Source organism: Pigmentiphaga sp. NML080357 (assembly GCF_002188465.1).
Taxonomy (GTDB): Bacteria; Pseudomonadota; Gammaproteobacteria; order Burkholderiales; family Burkholderiaceae_B; genus Pigmentiphaga.
Genome location: NZ_NINW01000022.1, coordinates 1 through 16,621 on the forward strand (window position 1 = coordinate 1; position 16,621 = coordinate 16,621).

The 16,621-nt window shown below is 67.3% G+C and carries 15 protein-coding genes; 5 read left to right on the plus strand and 10 right to left on the minus strand.

Annotated elements, in window-relative coordinates:
* Positions 1-219: 219 nt before the first annotated feature.
* Positions 220-1,317, minus strand: coding sequence for a glycosyltransferase (locus CDO44_RS05730; RefSeq protein ID WP_087779366.1), 1,098 nt, complete (start codon positions 1,315-1,317; stop codon positions 220-222).
* Between the two features lie 369 nt (positions 1,318-1,686).
* Between CDO44_RS05730 and CDO44_RS05735 the strand changes: the two genes are divergently transcribed.
* Together CDO44_RS05735 and pgi are read left to right on the plus strand one after the other, a co-directional pair.
* Complete coding sequence (locus tag CDO44_RS05735; RefSeq protein ID WP_198951307.1) at positions 1,687-3,093, plus strand: phosphomannomutase/phosphoglucomutase; 1,407 nt, start codon at positions 1,687-1,689, stop codon at positions 3,091-3,093.
* Positions 3,094-3,106: 13 nt separating this feature from the next.
* Positions 3,107-4,699, plus strand: coding sequence for a glucose-6-phosphate isomerase (gene pgi, locus CDO44_RS05740; RefSeq protein WP_233146051.1), 1,593 nt, complete (start codon positions 3,107-3,109; stop codon positions 4,697-4,699).
* An 18-nt stretch (positions 4,700-4,717) separates the two neighbouring features.
* On the opposite strand, the gene CDO44_RS05745 is transcribed toward pgi, so the two are convergent.
* From CDO44_RS05745 to CDO44_RS28345, 6 genes are all read right to left on the minus strand, one after another.
* Positions 4,718-5,578, minus strand: a complete 861-nt coding sequence (locus tag CDO44_RS05745; protein WP_087779368.1) for a fumarylacetoacetate hydrolase family protein — start codon at positions 5,576-5,578, stop codon at positions 4,718-4,720.
* Positions 5,579-5,639: 61 nt separating this feature from the next.
* Positions 5,640-6,626, minus strand: coding sequence for a tripartite tricarboxylate transporter substrate binding protein (locus CDO44_RS05750; protein WP_087779369.1), 987 nt, complete (start codon positions 6,624-6,626; stop codon positions 5,640-5,642).
* A 31-nt stretch (positions 6,627-6,657) separates the two neighbouring features.
* Positions 6,658-7,563 carry a TauD/TfdA family dioxygenase gene (locus CDO44_RS05755; protein ID WP_087779370.1) on the minus strand — a complete coding sequence of 302 codons (906 nt, stop codon included), beginning with the start codon at positions 7,561-7,563 and terminating at the stop codon, positions 6,658-6,660.
* Positions 7,564-7,741: 178 nt separating this feature from the next.
* Positions 7,742-8,425 (minus strand): GntR family transcriptional regulator, encoded by a 684-nt coding sequence (locus CDO44_RS05760; RefSeq protein ID WP_087779371.1) that lies wholly within the window; start codon positions 8,423-8,425, stop codon positions 7,742-7,744.
* 169 nt (positions 8,426-8,594) lie between these two features.
* A complete protein-coding gene (locus CDO44_RS05765; RefSeq protein WP_087779372.1) occupies positions 8,595-9,014 on the minus strand; it encodes a type II toxin-antitoxin system HicB family antitoxin in 420 nt (139 codons plus the stop codon).
* Positions 9,015-9,031: 17 nt separating this feature from the next.
* A complete protein-coding gene (locus CDO44_RS28345) occupies positions 9,032-9,346 on the minus strand; it encodes a type II toxin-antitoxin system HicA family toxin (RefSeq protein WP_369824522.1) in 315 nt (104 codons plus the stop codon).
* A gap of 128 nt (positions 9,347-9,474) precedes the next feature.
* On the opposite strand from CDO44_RS28345, the gene waaC reads away from it, so the two are divergent.
* Both waaC and CDO44_RS05780 read left to right on the plus strand, forming a co-directional pair.
* Positions 9,475-10,416: a lipopolysaccharide heptosyltransferase I gene (gene waaC, locus CDO44_RS05775; RefSeq protein ID WP_369824549.1), complete on the plus strand. Its 942-nt coding sequence runs from the start codon at positions 9,475-9,477 to the stop codon at positions 10,414-10,416.
* An 11-nt stretch (positions 10,417-10,427) separates the two neighbouring features.
* A complete protein-coding gene (locus CDO44_RS05780; protein WP_369824550.1) occupies positions 10,428-11,735 on the plus strand; it encodes a 3-deoxy-D-manno-octulosonic acid transferase in 1,308 nt (435 codons plus the stop codon).
* Between the two features lie 4 nt (positions 11,736-11,739).
* Here CDO44_RS05780 and CDO44_RS05785 read toward each other — a convergent pair whose 3' ends face one another.
* Positions 11,740-13,050: a TolC family outer membrane protein gene (locus tag CDO44_RS05785; RefSeq protein ID WP_087779376.1), complete on the minus strand. Its 1,311-nt coding sequence runs from the start codon at positions 13,048-13,050 to the stop codon at positions 11,740-11,742.
* Positions 13,051-13,066: 16 nt separating this feature from the next.
* A complete protein-coding gene (locus CDO44_RS05790) occupies positions 13,067-13,747 on the minus strand; it encodes a protein-L-isoaspartate O-methyltransferase (protein WP_087779377.1) in 681 nt (226 codons plus the stop codon).
* A 132-nt stretch (positions 13,748-13,879) separates the two neighbouring features.
* Here CDO44_RS05790 and CDO44_RS05795 point away from each other — a divergent pair, with 132 nt between their 5' ends.
* The gene (locus CDO44_RS05795) at positions 13,880-16,198 is read left to right on the plus strand and encodes a bifunctional diguanylate cyclase/phosphodiesterase (RefSeq protein WP_087779378.1); all 2,319 of its coding nucleotides are present in this window, start codon (positions 13,880-13,882) and stop codon (positions 16,196-16,198) included.
* 12 nt (positions 16,199-16,210) lie between these two features.
* Here the strand turns inward: CDO44_RS05795 and CDO44_RS05800 are convergent, their stop codons facing one another.
* Positions 16,211-16,510: an antibiotic biosynthesis monooxygenase gene (locus CDO44_RS05800; RefSeq protein WP_087779379.1), complete on the minus strand. Its 300-nt coding sequence runs from the start codon at positions 16,508-16,510 to the stop codon at positions 16,211-16,213.
* Between the last annotated feature and the right edge of the window lie 111 nt (positions 16,511-16,621).

Consider the following 16,621-nt stretch of genomic DNA (forward strand, 5'->3'; position numbering starts at 1 on the left):
GCAGATTCGTCAGGCTGACGTTGCCGCGCTGTCGCGGCAAACAGTGCTCGATCTGCTGATATTGGGCTTCGGTGATTTCCATACCCGAAGTATACGAGCAAATTCATTTAGTGTGAACACGCCCTAGGAAGGATAGAATTTACAACTGGTTACGCTGTTTAACTAATGTTCCGAAATTTGCGGTTTTGGTCCAGCTGGGAATGTCGCGCACGGATGAGTCTATTCCTCGGCCTTGTGCAGGACCAGCCACCGCGGGGTCCGGAAACGCACGATGGCAGTGTACAACCAGGTGTAGACCGCGACGAACAGCGCGAGGAAAACCGCCAGGACCGCCCCGCGGTCCCAGAAAACCGTGGCCGGCACGATGGCCACCAAGGCGAGCGCCCACAGGTAGGGCGAGGTGACGGCGTTGCGCTGGGTGAGCAGCCGCGCGTTGTGGGTGCCGATGGCCCAGCGGATGACGCGCTTGTATATAAGCATATGCAAATGGACGCCGTCCGGCATGCTGGGCGACATGCCGCGGAGATATTTCTTTCGATATATGGAGAAAACGGTCTCGAAAATCGGGTAGATGAAGAGCAGGGCCGGATACCAGGCCGAGACCGAGGGGTTGCGCGCGACCAGCAGAATACCGAGCTCGGCCAGCATGAAACCCAGGAAGTAAGCCCCCCCATCGCCCAGGAAGATGAGGCCATAGGGATAGTTCCACACCAGGAAGCCCAGTATGGCGCCGATCATGATGAGCGCGCCCCCCAGGACCAGTGGGTCGCCCACCTTGAAGGCCACGTAGCCCAGTGAGGCGAACATGGTCATGGCCGCGGCCGAGGCCAGGCCGTTGAACCCGTCGATGATGTTGACCGCGTTGACCAGCGCGGCCACGCAAAGGACGGCCACGACGCCCGCGACGAGCGGGATGGCGAGCCAGTCGTCGACGTAGGGAAGGTCGAGGCGCACGACGGTGGCGTGAAGCGCCAGCGTGGCCAGGGCGCCGCCCACGAGCGCGCACAGCAGCCGCACCGTGGGGCTGATGCGCTTGGTGAAGTCTTCGGCCAGGCCGATGCCGAACACCACGACCGAACAGGCCAGGAGCAGGCCGAGGTTGATGGCCAGCGGCAGGTCGCGCGAGGTCAGGGCGGCCACCGCGATGCAACAGGCCGCGACGATGCCGATGCCGCCTACCCGGGGAACGGGCCGGACGTGGAATTTCTGGACGCCGTCGAGGTCGTGGTCCGCCGCCGCGCTATTGCGATTGGCAAAGCGCACGATGAGCATGGTGGCAAGAAAGGAAACAATGAAACTGATCGTCAGGTTGAGCATGCATGCTCGCCGCAGTTGGGGCCGGTGCGCTGCCGGCGGAAAAGGGTGATTGTCGAGCTGGCACCTGTATATACGACAACCCTGTGACCTGTCACGCCGTTCTAACTTTTCTCCACAAACGACAATTATTGTGCCGTAACGCGCCGTTACTTAGGACAAGAAAACGGGGTTTTCTCCGCCAAACTTCATCTATAGTCCCTAGTGAACTTGTCCGACTCGCGCGGGACTATATTGCCTGGGATACTGGGCGGCGACGAGGCTGTATATGGATTACCACCGGTACTGCGCCTGCTCGTGCGTAAGTGCTTTCATCGGTCATTGGACACCGCCCGCCCGGACGACTCACCGTATTCAAATCAGGAGCTTTTCGTGGGGACCACCCTTTCATCATCATCCGCCGACATCGCCGCCTCCGCCTTCAAGGCCTATGACATCCGCGGTGTCGTCCCCTCTCCCCTGAGCCCCGAATTCGCGCGCCGCCTCGGCGCCGCGCTGGCGCTGGAGGCGCGGCGCGCCGGCGTGAAAGAGGTCATGGTCGGCCGCGATGGCCGCTTGAGCGGCCCGGACCTGGCCGAGGCCCTGCAGGCGGGCCTGATGGCCGGCGGCGTGAACGTCCTGGACATCGGCATGGTGCCGACGCCCCTGGTCTATTACGCGGCCAACGTCAGCGGCACCGGTTCGGGCGTGGCCATTACCGGCAGCCACAATCCGCCGCAGTACAACGGCTTCAAGATGATGATGGCGGGCACCACGCTGTACGGCGATGCCATCACGGCGCTGCGCGAGCCCATGCTGAAGGGCGAGGGCGCGGACGCGGCCACGCCGGGCGCGCGCAAGGAATGGGACGTGGTGCCCGGATACCTCGAGCGCATCGTGGGCGACGTGAAGCTGGCCCGCAAGATGAAGATCGCGGTCGATGCCGGCAACGGCGTGGCCGGCCCGGTGGCGGTGCAACTGTTCAAGGCGCTGGGCTGCGAGGTGGTCGAGCTGTTCTGCGACGTGGACGGCACCTTCCCCAACCATCACCCCGATCCCGCCGACCCGCACAACCTGGAGGACCTGGTCCGCTGCCTGGCCGAGACCGATTGCGAGATCGGCCTGGCCTTCGACGGCGACGGCGACCGCCTGGGCGTGGTCACGAAATCCGGCCAGATCATCTGGCCCGATCGCCAGTTGATCCTGTTCGCGCGCGACGTGCTGTCGCGCAACCCGGGCGCCGAGATCATCTATGACGTGAAATGCAGCCGCTATGTGGCGCAAGAGGTCCGCGCCGCGGGCGGCAAGCCGCTGATGTGGAAGACGGGCCACTCGCTGGTCAAGGCCAAGCTCAAGGAAACCGGCGCGCCGCTGGCGGGCGAGATGAGCGGCCACATCTTCTTCAAGGAGCGCTGGTACGGTTTCGACGACGGGCTGTACACCGGCGCCCGGCTGCTGGAGATCGTGTCGCGTTCGGACAATCCCTCGGCGGTGCTCGAGGCGCTGCCGCAGGCCAAGTCCACGCCGGAACTGAAACTGGAAACCGGCGAGGGCGAACAGTTCGAAGTCGTCAAGCGCCTGCAGCAGCAAGGGCAGTTCACGGGCGCGCGCGAGGTGATCACCATCGACGGCGTGCGCGTGGAATATCCCGATGGGTTCGGCCTGGCGCGGCCGTCGAACACCACGCCGGTGGTGGTGCTGCGTTTCGAGGCGGACGACGATGCCGCGCTCGCGCGCATCCAGCAGGATTTCCGCACCCAGCTGCTGCGTGTCGCCCCCGATGCCAAGTTGCCGTTCTAAGGAGGAACCGAGAGTGAAAGGCGCCCCCGCATATCTGTCGCAAGCCCTTGCGCCGCTTGCCGATACGGCGGCCTGGAAGGCGTTCGCGGAGGCCGCGCTGCGCGCCGACCGCGGTGCGGGCACCTTGCGGGTGCTCGAGGCGGCGGGCCTGGCCGTGGACCTGAGCACGCAGGCGCAATCGCCTGAATTGCTGGAGGCGGGCCTGGCGCTGCTGGCCGAGCGCGACTTCGGCGCCTGGCGCGAACGGCTGCTGGAAGGCGGCATTGCCAACTGTACCGAGAACCGCGCCGCCTGGCACACCGCCTTGCGCGCGGAAGAACCGCCGGGGCGGGTGGCCGGCCGCGTGCTGGCCGAGCGGGACCGGGTGCGGGCGTTCGTGCGGCACATCGATGCCCAGGGCCGCTACGACAGCGTCGTCCACATCGGCATAGGCGGCAGCGACTGGGGGCCCAAGCTCGTGGTGTCGGCGCTGGGCTATGCCGGCACCCGCCGGCAGATGCGCTTCGTGTCCAACATCGACGGCCACGCCATCGAAGCAGGCCTCCTGGGTCTCGATCCGCGGCGCACGATGGTGGTGGTGTCGTCCAAGTCGTTCAACACCACCGAGACGCTGAACAACGCCCAGTGCGCGCTGCGCTGGCTGCGCGAGGCGGGCATTGCCGATCCGTGGGAGCACGTGGTGGCCGTGACGGCCAATGCCGAGGCCGCCAAGCGCATGGGCGTGGCGCCGGAACGGATCTTCACGTTCTGGGATTGGGCCGGCGGCCGCTATTCGGTGTGGTCGGCCATCGGACTGCCGATCGCGCTCGCCCTGGGGGCCGAGGCGCTGGATGGCCTGCTGCAAGGCGCGGCGGCGATGGACGCGCATTTCGCCCAGGCGCCGCTCGAGCGGAACGCGCCGGTGCAGCTGGCGCTTACGGGCCTGGCCAACCGCAACGTGTTCGGGTATGCCTCGCTCAACATCGCGCCCTACGACGCGCGCCTGGTCCACCTGGTGCCTTACCTCCAGCAACTGGAGATGGAGTCGCTGGGCAAGTCGGTGGACCTGCACGGGCAGCCGGTCTCGGTGCCCACCGGCCCCGTCGTCTGGGGCATGCCGGGCACCGACGGCCAGCACACCTTTTTCCAGTGGCTGCACCAGGGGCCAGAAGGCGCGCCGGTGGATTTCATCATATGCCGCGAGGCCGACCATCCCTATCCCGAGCACCATCGCCTGCTGGTGGCCAATTGCCTGGCCCAGCGCGAAGCGCTGCTGCGCGGCAAGCCCGCGTCCACGCTGGAAACCGAGCTGGCCGCCAAGGAAAGCGATCCCGAGCGCGCCGCCTGGCTGGCGCGGCACAAGGCGCATCCGGGCGGCCGCCCGTCCACCCTCATCGTGCTGCCGCGCCTGACGGCGCACTCGCTGGGGGCGCTGCTGGCCTTGTACGAGCACAAGGTGTTCGTGCAGGGCGTCGTCTGGGGCATCAATCCTTTCGACCAGTGGGGCGTGGAGTACGGCAAGGTGCTGGCGACCGGGATAGCCGAGGAACTGGCCGGCAAGGCGCCGGTCGGCCAGCGCGACCCGTCGACGGCGCACTGGGTGGAGGCCTGGCGGGCCGCGCTGTGAAGCGCTAACCCGCCGTCTTCAATCCAGCAGCGCCGGGTCCCAGGCGTGGACGACCTGGCGCTGCTCGCCTAGCCCCTGTATGCCCAGCGTGACGACGTCGCCGGCCTTGAGGTAGACCGGCGGCTTCTGGCCCAGCCCCACCCCCGGCGGCGTGCCGGTCGAGATGAGGTCGCCCGGTTCGAGCGTCATGAAGCGGCTGATATAGCTGACCAGGAAATCCACGCCGAAGATCATGGTGCGGGTGTTGCCGTCCTGGAAGCGCTTGCCATTGACGTCCAGCCACAGGTGCAGGCCCTGCGGGTCGGGCACCTCGTCGGCCGTCGCCAGCCACGGGCCGATGGGGCCGAAGGTATCGCAGCCCTTGCCCTTGTCCCATTGGCCGCAGCGCTCGAGCTGGTATTCGCGTTCCGAGACGTCGTTGATGACGCAGAAGCCCGCGATGTGCCGACGGGCTTCCTCGGGTTCGACATAGCGGGCGCGCGTGCCGATGACGATGCCCAGTTCGACCTCCCAGTCGGTCTTGGTCGATCCGCGCGGCATGACGATGGGGTCGTCGGGCCCCTGGATGCAGCTATTCCACTTGGCGAACAGAATGGGTTCTTCCGGCACGGGCTGGTTGGATTCGGCCGCGTGGTCGTTGTAGTTCAGGCCGACGCAGATGAATTTCCCCGTGCCGCGGTACGGGGCGCCGAGCCGCGTGCCCGCGGGGACGATGGGGAGGCTTTCGATGTCCAGCTTGCGCAGCCGATCGAGTTCGGCGGGGGCGAGCGTGGCGGCGGTGATGTCGTCCAGGTGGGCGGAGAGATCGCGCAGCTTGCCGGCCGTGTCCAGGAGGCCGGGTTTCTCTTGGCCCTTGGGGCCATGGCGTAGGAGTTTCATGGTGGGAAGGTAGTAAGGAGGATGCGCCCGGCGGGGCCGGGCGCGACGAGGAGAGGGCCGGCTAGAGCGAAATCCGCGGAATGCCCGCCCGTTCGATCACGCCCGCCCACTTGCGGATTTCCTGGCGGGTCTTGTCCTCCAGTTCTTTGGGCGTGGAGCTGGCGGCGATGGCGCCCTGTGCAGCCAGTTTTTCCTTGACCGAGGTGTCGGTCAAGGCGCGCGCCGTTTCCCGTGCCAGCCGCTCGACGATGGGGCGGGGCAGGCCTGCCGGCCCGACCAGCGCGGTCCAGGTGTAGGCCTCGAAGCCGGCCATGCCGGACTCGACGAAGGTGGGAACCTCGGGCAGCGAAGGCAGGCGCTGTTCCGCGCCGATCGCCAGCGCGCGCACCTTGCCGCTCTTGATGTGCTGGTAGGACGCGAGGGCGTTGTCGAACATCACGGAGACCTGTCCGCTGATCAGGTCCGCCAGCGCGAGGCTGCTGCCTTTGTAGGGCACGTGCACGATGTCGAGCCCCTGCTGGCTCTTGAGCAATTCCATCGTCAGGTTGGGCGGGGAGCCCATGCCTGGCGAGGCGTAGTTGAGCTTGCCCGGATTGGCCTTCACCCACTGGATGAATTCGGCCAGGGTCTTGGCGGGCACCGACGGATGCACGTTCAGCACCAGCGGCAGGATGGACGTGAGCGAGATCTGCGTGAAGTCCTTCAGCGGATCGTAGGACATGCGCTCGAACAGGCTGATGTTGATCGCGTGCGGCCCGTTGCCGGTCAGGAGCAGCGTGTAGCCATCCGCCGGCGCGCGGGCGGCGGCCTCCTGGCCGATGATGCCCGAGGCGCCCGCGCGGTTGTCGACGATGAAGGACTGGCCCAGCGAGGCGGACAGCTTCTCGGCCAGGATGCGGGCGATGATGTCGGTCGCCCCGCCGGCGGGGAAGGGAACGATCATGCGTACCGGCCGGTTCGGCCAGTTGTCTTCGCTGGCGTGGACCGGCCATGCGGCGGGCGCGCCGGCCGCCACGGCCGCCAGCCCGAAAAAGGTTCGGCGTTTCATGATTGCGGTTTCCTTGCGTGCGTGCGCGGCTTCAGTGCTCGGCGGGGCGGTAGAACGGGGCGTCGCCCTGGATCGTCGTGCGCCGCATGAGGCGGCGATACGTGTTGTCGAACTCGGTGGCGCGATGCATGGTCGAGCGGTTGTCCCAGAACACGAGGTCGCCGGGTTGCCATTTATGGCGATAGACGAAAGCGGGCTGGGTAGAGAACTCGCTCAGCTCGATCACCATGCGCCGGCCCGGTTCGTCGTCCATGCCCTCGATGGTGCGCGTCAGGCCCTCGCCGACGTACAGCGCCTGGCGGCCCGTGGACGGATGGGTGCGCACGACGGGATGGGCGACGGGCGGTGTCTTGGCTTCTTCTTCCGGCGTGAGCGGCTGGCGGTGCGTCAGGTAGGTGCGGTAATGCCAGGGGTAGTCGTGGATGCCGCGCAGCCTGGCCAGCCGCTGCCGGTCTGCCGCCGGCAGCGCGTCGTAGGCGGCGAACATGCTGGCGAACTCGGTGTCCGCTCCCTGCGGCGGGCATTCGACGCCGTACAGCAGCGAGCCCATGCTCGGGCGCGGCAGGAAGGACATGTCGGAGTGCCAGATCATGCCGGCACGATCGGCGCCGATCTTTTCGCCTTTTTCATTGGTGATGTTGGACAGGATGGTGACTTCGGGGCAGTCGGCCATGTTGAAGCGGTTGACCACGTGCCCGATCAGCGGGCCGAAGTGCGCGCTGAAATCGCGGTGGGCGGGCGGGGGCAGGTCCTGGCCGCGGAAGATCACCACGCCGTGCCGCTCCCATGCCGCCTTGATGTCCGCGATCGCGTCCGCCGGCACGGGCCGCGAGAGATCCACGCCTTCGATCTGGGCGCCGATGTGTTCGGTGAGCTTGCGGACGGTGATGCCGCTGGCGGTGCGGTAGGTGTCGCGGATCGATTCGGTCTGCATCATGTCTCCTCTGTTTTGTTTGATTGTCGACAGTGATGGAAGAGGTGTCAATATCCGGGTTATTACCTGGTATAAGGCAAGATTCTTTCAGGGCTTGTCGCCAGCCAGAAAATATTGTCTACGAATTGTTATTTTGTCGACATCGACTGTCCCGTCGCGCCGGCCGGGAGCGGACGAGGGATCAGTCCTCGAGCAAGCCCAGCGCGTAGGCCAGGTTGTCGTGCACCAGTTTCTGGCCGCAACGGTTGGCGCTTTCGTGGTCTTGCGCCTCTAGGGCATCCAGCAGCTTGCGCCAGTTGCCCAGGGATTGCTGCCGACGGGACGCGGCCGACAGGCCCAGGGTGGTATAGCGGGCGATTTGCAGCGACATCTGGTTCAGCATATTGGCCAGCTTCTTGTTGCCGCAGTGCTCGCAGATGAGCCGCGCCATGCCGGCCGACAGCTCGGCGTGTTCCAGCGCGCGCGCCTGTTCGTCCGCGCCCTCGAGCGCCGACATGCGCGTCAGCGTATCGTTCAGGCGGCGCAATTGGGCGTCGGTGCGCAGCCGTGCGAACAGATCGCAGGCCACGCCCAGCAGGGCGGCGCGGATCTGGTAGATCTCGACCATTTCGTCGTGGCTCAGCGCGGTGACCTTCGCGCCGTGCCGGGGCTGGATCGACACCACGCCGTCGCGCTCGAGGATGCGCAGCGCCTCGCGCACGCTGCTGCGGCTGACGCCGAAGTAATTGGCCAGCGGAATCTCGCGCAGGCTGGCGCCGGGCGCGATCTCGTTCTTCATGATCGCTTCGGCGATCGCCTTGGCGACCTGCTCGGGCAGGCTCGTGAGGTTGGGAGGAGATCGCAGCAGCAGGGAGTCGAGAGCCATGAAGCGGTTGCTCGTTGGAGATGGAAACAGGCCGGCTGTCTGGCCTGGCGCAAGGCCTTGCGCAGCTTCCCCTGAGCGGGGCGGTGCCGGCCGGGGTATTGTCCAATAAATCGGGTGGCGTTACGAGCGTCGCCCGCCGACGGTCGACCGGCTTGCCGAACCAGGGGCGCTACACGACTTGAACGTCCAGTTGCCTGCCGAGTTGCTGCAGGGCCGCCTCCACCGTTTCTATCTTGGATGAATGCCGCAAGTCGAGCAGTCGATCGATTTGCGGCATGTGCAGCCCCATGCGGCGAGCCAGTTCGGCCTTGCGTATGCCTTGCGCGATCATTTCGTTGGCGAGCAGGACCTTGGCCGTGACGAGCGCCGGCAGCACGATCGACTCGCTGCCGCGCGGCGTAGTCGAGGGAAGGGGAATGGCGCGTTTCTGGTCAAAGTAGATTTCGAGCGCGGCTTCCAGTGCTTCCCGCGCATTGATGCGCGCGTCTTCGCGTGTATCGCCCACAGTAACGGCTTCCGGGATATCCGGAAACTGGACGAGGAATGTTCCGTTGGTGTCGCGGGTCAACGTGTAGGAGTACTTCAACATGGCATGCTCCGGCGGGACTACTTAAGACCCAATTGCTTTTTGATCGTTTCGACCAGGCCCTTGCCTATCTCTTTGGCTCCATGATCCGGAAAAATCGTGGACCTGCCGTTCAGTGTGACTCGATAGTGGCTGCTTCCGCTGCGATGCCGCTGAAATACGGCGCCTTGCTCTCGTAACCATTTCCTGAATTCGGAATATTTCATGTGTGGCGACCATGAGAAATATAACAAAAATGTTGCGAAATCCGGATCGCCATGGTGAAGCGGTGAGATAGCTGGTACAAGGGGCGGGATGGCTCTTTTGTCCATCCGGAGTTGCTGTTTGCTCTGCATGGCCTCGGCAGCCTGCCGTCGAGGCTCGTCGTCGGATCGCCCGCCCGGTTAAAATCCGCCCTTTCCCCGCAGCCGGCCCGCCCCGGCTTTCGTCCGTGCCCCGCATCCTGCTCGTCAAGACCTCGTCCATGGGCGACATCGTTCATGCGCTGCCCGCTGTCTCCGACATCGCCCGCCACGTGCCGGGCGCCTCGATCGATTGGGTGGCCGAAGAGGCGTTCGCCGCCATCCCCGGGCTGCATCCGCAGTTGAATGCCGTAATCCCGGTCGCGCTGCGCCGCTGGCGCAAGGCATGGTGGTCGGCGTCGGTGAAGGCCGAGCGCGCGGCCTTCAGGAAGCGGCTGCAGGAGCACCGCTACGACGCGGTGATCGACATGCAGGGGCTGTGGAAGTCGGCCATGGTGGCGCGGATGGCCAACGGGCCGCTGCACGGCTGTGACCTGCGGTCGGCGCGGGATCCGTTCGCGTCATTCTTCTACCGCTACCGCCATCGCGTGGTGTTCGAGCAGTCGGCGGTGGTGCGCATGCGCGAGCTGGCGGCTTTGTCGCTGGGATACGAGCTGGCGGGGCCGCCGGATTTCGGCATACGCGCCGAGCCGCCGGCCGGCTTGCCGGCGCGCTATGCGGCCATCATGCCGTCGGCCAGCCGGGCGACCAAGCTGTGGCCCGAGGCATCGTGGCGCACGGTGCTGGAGCGCCTGGCGGTAGCCGGCTATGCCCCGCTGGTATTTGCCGGCACCGAGGACGAGGCGGCGCGTGCGCGGCGCCTGATCGACGGTATTGCCGGCGCGCGGGCGCTGCCCCGCATGGGGCTGGCCGAGGTGGCGGGCGTGCTGGCGGGGGCCGCGGTGGTGGTGGGGCTCGATAGCGGGTTGACGCACCTTGCCGGCGCGCTCGGGCGGCCGACGATAGGCATCTATGCGGATTACGATCCGGCGCTGGCGCCGGTGACGGGCCCGGCGTTCACCGCCAGCCTGGGGGGGCGCGGGACGCCGCCTTCGTGCGAGCAGGTGCTGGCCGCCGTGGGCCAGGCGCTGCCGGCCGACGGCGCGGCGGGAGTGGAGCGTTGATGCGGGGCGCGGTGTTGCAGGCGCTGTATTCGCTGCTGTGGCGCATCGCCACGCCTTTCCTGCTGTGGCGCATCTGGCGCCGGGCGCGGCGCGAACCCGTGTACGGCGTTTTCCCGGCCGAGCGCTTCGGCTTCTACGGCAACAGCAAGGCCGCGCCGGCGCGCGCGGGATTCCGCGCGGCGCCGGTATGGGTGCATGCGGTCAGCCTGGGCGAGACGCGCGCGGCGCAGCCCCTGATCCGCGCGCTGCTGAACCGGGGCCTGCCGGTGCTGCTGACCCACATGACCGCGACCGGCCGCACCGAAGGCGCGCGGCTGTTCGAGCAGGACATCGCGCAGGGGCGCCTGCGCCAGGCCTGGCTGCCGTACGACATGCCGGGCGCGGTGAGCCGCTTCTACCGGTACTTCGCGCCGCGCTGCGGCCTTTTGATCGAAACCGAGGTGTGGCCCAACCTGGTGGCGGGCGCGCGGCGCTATGGGGTGCCGCTCGGCCTGGTCAGCGCGCGTTTGTCCGCTGCGTCGGCGCGCAAGACCTTGCGCGTCGCCAGTCTTGCGCGCCGCACCTATTCCCGCCTGGACGCCGTGCTGGCGCAGACCCAGGCCGACGCCGACCGGCTGCGCACCGTGGGCGCCCGCGATCCGCTGGTGGTCGGCAACCTGAAGTTCGACCTGCAATTGCCGCACGACCTCGTGCAGGCGGGCACAACGTGGCGCCAGCGCCTGGGCCGGCCCGTCATCGCCTGGGCGAGCACGCGCGAAGGGGAGGAAGAGGCCATCCTGGCGGCGATGCGGGAAATGCCGCGCACGCAGGCGGGCATCGCGCCGCTGGCCGTGCTGATCCCCCGCCATCCCCAGCGTTTCGACGACGTGGCGGCGATGGTCGAGGCGGCGGGCCTGTCCATGCGGCGCCGCTCGGGCATGGCCGGCATGCCGTTCGCATCCGTCGAACCGCAGGTGGCGGTGCTGCTGGGCGACAGCCTGGGCGAGATGCCGTTCTACTATGCCGCCTCGGATGTCGCCATCGTGGCCGGCAGCTTCGCGCCGCTGGGCGGGCAGAACCTGATCGAGGCCTGTGCCTGCGGCGTGCCCGTGATCGTAGGACCGCATACCTTCAATTTCGCGCAGGCGTCGGAAGATGCGATCGAGGCCGGCGCCGCGCTGCGGGCGGACAGCGCGCAGGCGGCCTGGCGGCTGGCCCTGGAATTGATCGACGACGACGCGCGCCGGGACGCCATGCGGGAGGCGACGGCGCGGTTCAGCGCCACGCATACCGGCGCGACGCAACGGGTGATACGGGCGATGAACGGCTGGCTGGCTTAGGGGCCTAGCGCAGCAGCGCGTTGACGCGCGCCACGTCTTCTTCCGACAGGATGCCGGCCGCGGCCTTGAGCCGCAGGCCCGACATCAGCGCGTCGTAGCGGGCCTTGGCGAGGTCGCGTTCGGTGGAATAGAGCTGCTGCTGGGCGTTGAGCACGTCGATGTTGATGCGCACGCCGACTTCGTAGCCGGTCTTGTTGGCATCGAGCGCGCTGCGGCTGGAGACTTGCGCGGCTTCGAGCGCGCGGACCTGGGCCAGTCCGGCATTGACTCCCTGGAACGCGACGCGCGTGTTCTGCACGGCGGCGCGGCGGGCCGCCTCGAGGTCGCTGCGGGCCTTTTCGGACAGCGCCACGGCCTCGTCCACCCTGGAAGTGGTCGCAAAGCCCGAGAAGATCGGAACGGATACCTGCACGCCCACCGAGCGCGTGGTGTAGAAGTCGTTGACCACGTTCTGCCCGACCAGCCCGCGGGTGCGGCCGATGTTGGCCGCCAGGTCCACCGTCGGGTAGTGTCCGCTCTTGGCGATTTCGATGTCGCGCTGGGCGATCTCGCTCGCCAGGCTGGCCTGCGCGACGGCGAGATTGTTGGCCGCGGCCTGCTCGGTCCAGGCATCGATCTTGGCCGGCTGCGGCGCGGGCACGTTGACGGCCGGCGGCAGCTTGGCCAGGTCGCCCGCGGGCGCGCCGATGATCTGCTGCAAGGCGCTGATGCGCACCGCCAGGTCGGACTCGGCCTGGATTTCCTGGGCCTGGGCGAGGTCGTAGCGCGCCTGGGCCTCGTAGGTGTCGGTGATGGTGGCGGTGCCGATCTCGAAGTTGCGCTTGGCCGATTCGAGCTGTTCCGAGATGGCGGCCTTCTGGGCGCCGATGAAGGTGAGGTTGTCCTGCGCCGCCAGCACGTCGAAATACGCCTGCGCGACGCGCAGGATCAAGTCCTGCCGGCCCTGCGCCAGTTGCGCTTCCCCGATGGCCAGCTGCAGCTTGGATTGTTCGTAGCTCTGCCAGTTGGCCCAGCGGAACAGCGGCTGTATCAATTGCAGCGTATAGCTCTCGCTGGTGTACTGCACCCCGGGCAGGCGGGTGGTGGAAGCCTCCGCGCGGTTGCCCGTCAGCGCCACCGACGGCAGCAGGCCGGCGCGCGCCTGCGGCAGCTTTTCGAGCGTCGCGGTATAGGCGGCACGCGCCGATGCGAAGGTGGCGTCATGCGCCAGGGCCGATTGATAGGCCTGTTCCAGGTCCAGTGCCGATGCTGCGGGGAGGTACGCACAGGCGCTCAGCAGCGCGCACAGCGTGGGGGCATACAGCCTTGCGCGCATCGGCACGGGGCTCCGTTCAGAATTTGAATTTGGAGACGGTGATGCCGCGCAGAGGCTTGACCAGGGTCTCGAACAGCGAGATGGTCTCGAAACTGGCGGCCGTCGTCCGGGTGATCAGCAGCGCGGTCATGACGGGCGCCTGGCCGACGATGATCGCCAGGCGGCCGCCCACGCGCAGCTGGTACTTGAGGCTGTCGGGCACTTCGGGCACCGAGCCGGTCACGAGGATGGCGTCGTATTCGGTGGATCCCCAGCCCTTGCTGCCGTCGCCCACCTGGACCGTGGCATTGGCGATGCCGGCGCGCTTGAGGTTGGCCTGGGCGAAGGCGGCGAGCTTGGGCAGGATCTCCACCGAGGTGACGGTTTGCGCCTGGCTGGCCAGGAGCGCCGTCTGGTAGCCCGAGCCGGTGCCGATTTCCAGCACGCTGTCGCTGGGCTTGAGGGCCAGTTCCTGCAGGAGACGCGCTTCCACCTTGGGAGCGAGCATGTTTTCGCCGCTGTCGTAGTCGTCGATCCGCAGCGGGATCTCGGTATCGACGAAAGCCAGGGCGCGCATGGAGGGCGGCACGAATTCTTCCCGCTTCACCTTGAAGAGCAGTTCCAGCACATTGGGGTCGAGGACATCCCAGGGGCGGATCTGCTGTTCCACCATATTGAAGCGGGCGTGTTCGACGTCTGGAAGAGAGGCTACGTTCATGGCAGGCAACTAGGAAGTAACGAAAACCGTAACAAAACGGGCAATTTTAACCGGCCTGTGACATCTGTGGCCGGCGCGGCGGATGCTAGTCTAGCAATATCACAGGATTCAGGGGCGGCCGGCCGAGTTCCCATGCATGCTCCGACACCCGAGGCAAGCACGTTGCCGCAGGCTCCGGCGGCCCCCAGGGCCGCGCGCGCCCGGCTGCTGACCGTGCTGGCATGCGGCCTGATCGTGCTGGTGATGGCCGCCGCCGCGGCGCTGATCGGCAACCTCAAGCAGCGGGCGCTCGCCAGCAAGTCGCGCGAGCTGACCAATCTCGCCATGGTGCTGTCCGAGGAAACCGAAAGGGCTTTCCAGGCGCTCGAGGGCGCGCAGCAGGACATCGCCGACCGCATCAAGGAACGCGGCGGCGCCACGCCGGAAGCGTTCGACCGCCTGGCCCGCGGCGCCGAGATCTTCCAGCTCCTCGAGGCCAAGGCCGACAGCCTGACGTACGTGGATGCGCTGTCGGTGATGGATCGAGACGGCCGTCTGCTCAATTTTTCCCGCTCCAGGCAAGTTCCTCGGGCCAGCGTGGCCGCCAGGGATTATTTCCAGGCCCTGCGCGGCGACCCCGCCATGGACACCTACCTGAGCCTGCCCGCCCGCAATCCCTCGTCGGGCAAGTGGACGCTCTATCTCGCACGCAAGGTCCGCGACGCCCAGGGCGAGATGCTGGGTTTGCTGGTCGGCAGTATGCGGGTGGAATATTTCGAGCAGTTTTACGAACAGATCAAGGCCGGCGACCAGACCGCGATCGCGATGTTCCGCACCGACGGCCGCCTGCTCGCGGGCCATCCCCTGCGCCCGGACGCCATCGGCAGGCGCCTGGTGGCGCTGCGCGAAGGCGATCACGGCCTGCCGGTGCTGCATGACGGACTGGCCGTCGAGACGGCGAGCGCGATCGATGGCGTGCCGCGTCTTGCCGCCGCCGCCCTGCAGGCGACGTATCCCGTGGCGATGGAGGTCAGCGTCCCGATGGCCACGGTCACGGCAAGTTGGCGCGGCGATGCGTGGGCCATTGGCGCGGGGGCCGCGCTGTTGTCCCTGATCATCGCCCTGTGCCTGGTCCTCGGCCGCCGGCAGATCCGAACCCAGTACGAGATTGCCCGCGCGGCCTACGACATGGCGCGTTGCGACACCGTCACGGGGCTGCCCAATCGCCTGATGTTCACCGAGGCGCTGACGCGGAGGCTGGCGGCGCCGGGGGAAGGGCAGACGGCCGTCATGCTGATCGATCTCGATGCCTTCAAGGACGTGAACGAAGGGCTGGGGCACGCCGTGGGCGACCAGGCGCTGACGACGGTGGCGCAGCGCATCCGGGCCGCGGTGGCGCCGGAAGACCTCGTGGCCCGCGTCGGCGGCGACGAGTTCGCCGTCGTGCGGCACCCGTCGGACGCGGCGGCCGCGGGGGCGCTGGCCGGGGCCATCATCGCCGCCGTCGCCCAACCCTGGTTCGTCCGCAACTATCGCATCGCCATGGACGCGAGCGTGGGCATCACCTTGTTTCCGAACCAGGGCCGCGATACCGGGGAGCTGCTGAACAATGCCGAAATGGCCCTGCTTTGCGCCAAGGCCGAGGGGCGCGGACAGTGGCGCATTTTCGAGGCGCAGATGGCGCAGGAGCAGGCGATGCGTCGCGCCGCCGAGAAGGCGTTGCGCGACGCCCTGGATACCGACGGGTTCGAGCTGCATTTCCAGCCGCTGGTGAATACCGGGAGCGCGCAGCTCGAAGGCTTCGAGGCCTTGCTGCGCTGGCGCGAGCCTGGCCTTGGCCAACTGGGGGCGTCGCAGCTGATCGCCGTGGCGGAGGAGACCGGCCTGATCGTCCCGCTGGGCAAGTGGGTGCTCGAGACTGCATGCGCGCAGGCGGCTGCCTGGCCGGGCGAAGTGCGGGTGGCGGTCAACGTGTCGGCGTGGCAGTTCCGCAGCGGCGAGTTGATGGACCAGGTGCGTGGAGCGCTGCGCGCGGCGAACCTGCCCGCCGAGCGGCTGGAGCTCGAGATTACCGAGACGGTGCTGCTGCAGAATACCGCCTATATCCATGCCACGCTGGACGAACTGCGCGCCATGGGCGTGCGCATCGCGCTCGACGATTTCGGCACCGGCTATTCCTCGCTGCTGTACCTGCGGCGTTTTCCCGCCGATCGCATCAAGATCGACATGGCATTCGTGGCCGACGTCTGCACCAACGCCGAATCGGCGCGCATCGTGCAGGCCATCGTGAATCTGGGACACAGCCTGGGCATGCAGACGACCGGCGAGGGAGTCGAGTCCCAGGCGCAATGGGACCAGCTGCGCCAGGCCGGATGCACGGAGATCCAGGGGTACTTCGTGGGGCGGCCGTGCCCGCCGGGCGAGATCCGGGTTTACTTCGAGAAATACGGCGTGGCTTCGGCGGAAAGCTAGCGGCCCCGGGGGTCAGAAAGGCTTGGCGACGGTCGTGGTGTGGCGCACCTGCGGCGGCTTGGCGAAATATTCACCCACCAGGGCCCGCCACGCCTTGAAGTCTTCCGAGCCGCGGAAATGCACGGTGTGGTCTTCCAGGGTCTCCCAGTGCACCACCAGCAGATAGGCGTTCGCATCCTCCAGCGTCTGGTGCAGCTCCATCCCGTGGCAGCCTTTGGCCCGCTGGAACAGCGGCGCGGCCGCCTGGACGCCGGCCTCGAATTTTTCCTGCGTGCCGGGTTGGATTTCGATGTGCGCGAGTTCGTAGATCATGGCGAGCCTCTTGCCTACGGGGGCGATTGCATGGGAGCGGGCTGCTATGTTACCTGCCTTCGCGCCTTGCCGGGCACGGCTGGAGGTCGTGCAAACGGCGCGCCGCCCGCA

Excerpts from the sequence above, each read along its gene's own strand:
- CDO44_RS05795 (WP_087779378.1), top strand. The coding sequence starts at position 13,880 with ATGCATGCTCCGACACCCGAGGCAAGCACGTTGCCGCAGGCTCCGGCG.
- CDO44_RS05760 (WP_087779371.1), bottom strand. The coding sequence starts at position 8,425 with ATGGCTCTCGACTCCCTGCTGCTGCGATCTCCTCCCAACCTCACGAGC.
- CDO44_RS05790 (WP_087779377.1), bottom strand. The coding sequence starts at position 13,747 with ATGAACGTAGCCTCTCTTCCAGACGTCGAACACGCCCGCTTCAATATG.
- CDO44_RS05765 (WP_087779372.1), bottom strand. The coding sequence starts at position 9,014 with ATGTTGAAGTACTCCTACACGTTGACCCGCGACACCAACGGAACATTC.
- CDO44_RS05755 (WP_087779370.1), bottom strand. The coding sequence starts at position 7,563 with ATGATGCAGACCGAATCGATCCGCGACACCTACCGCACCGCCAGCGGC.
- waaC (WP_369824549.1), top strand. The coding sequence starts at position 9,475 with ATGGGCGACATCGTTCATGCGCTGCCCGCTGTCTCCGACATCGCCCGC.
- CDO44_RS05745 (WP_087779368.1), bottom strand. The coding sequence starts at position 5,578 with ATGAAACTCCTACGCCATGGCCCCAAGGGCCAAGAGAAACCCGGCCTC.
- CDO44_RS05750 (WP_087779369.1), bottom strand. The coding sequence starts at position 6,626 with ATGAAACGCCGAACCTTTTTCGGGCTGGCGGCCGTGGCGGCCGGCGCG.
- CDO44_RS05730 (WP_087779366.1), bottom strand. The coding sequence starts at position 1,317 with ATGCTCAACCTGACGATCAGTTTCATTGTTTCCTTTCTTGCCACCATG.
- CDO44_RS05785 (WP_087779376.1), bottom strand. The coding sequence starts at position 13,050 with ATGCGCGCAAGGCTGTATGCCCCCACGCTGTGCGCGCTGCTGAGCGCC.
- CDO44_RS28345 (WP_369824522.1), bottom strand. The coding sequence starts at position 9,346 with ATGCAGAGCAAACAGCAACTCCGGATGGACAAAAGAGCCATCCCGCCC.
- CDO44_RS05800 (WP_087779379.1), bottom strand. The coding sequence starts at position 16,510 with ATGATCTACGAACTCGCGCACATCGAAATCCAACCCGGCACGCAGGAA.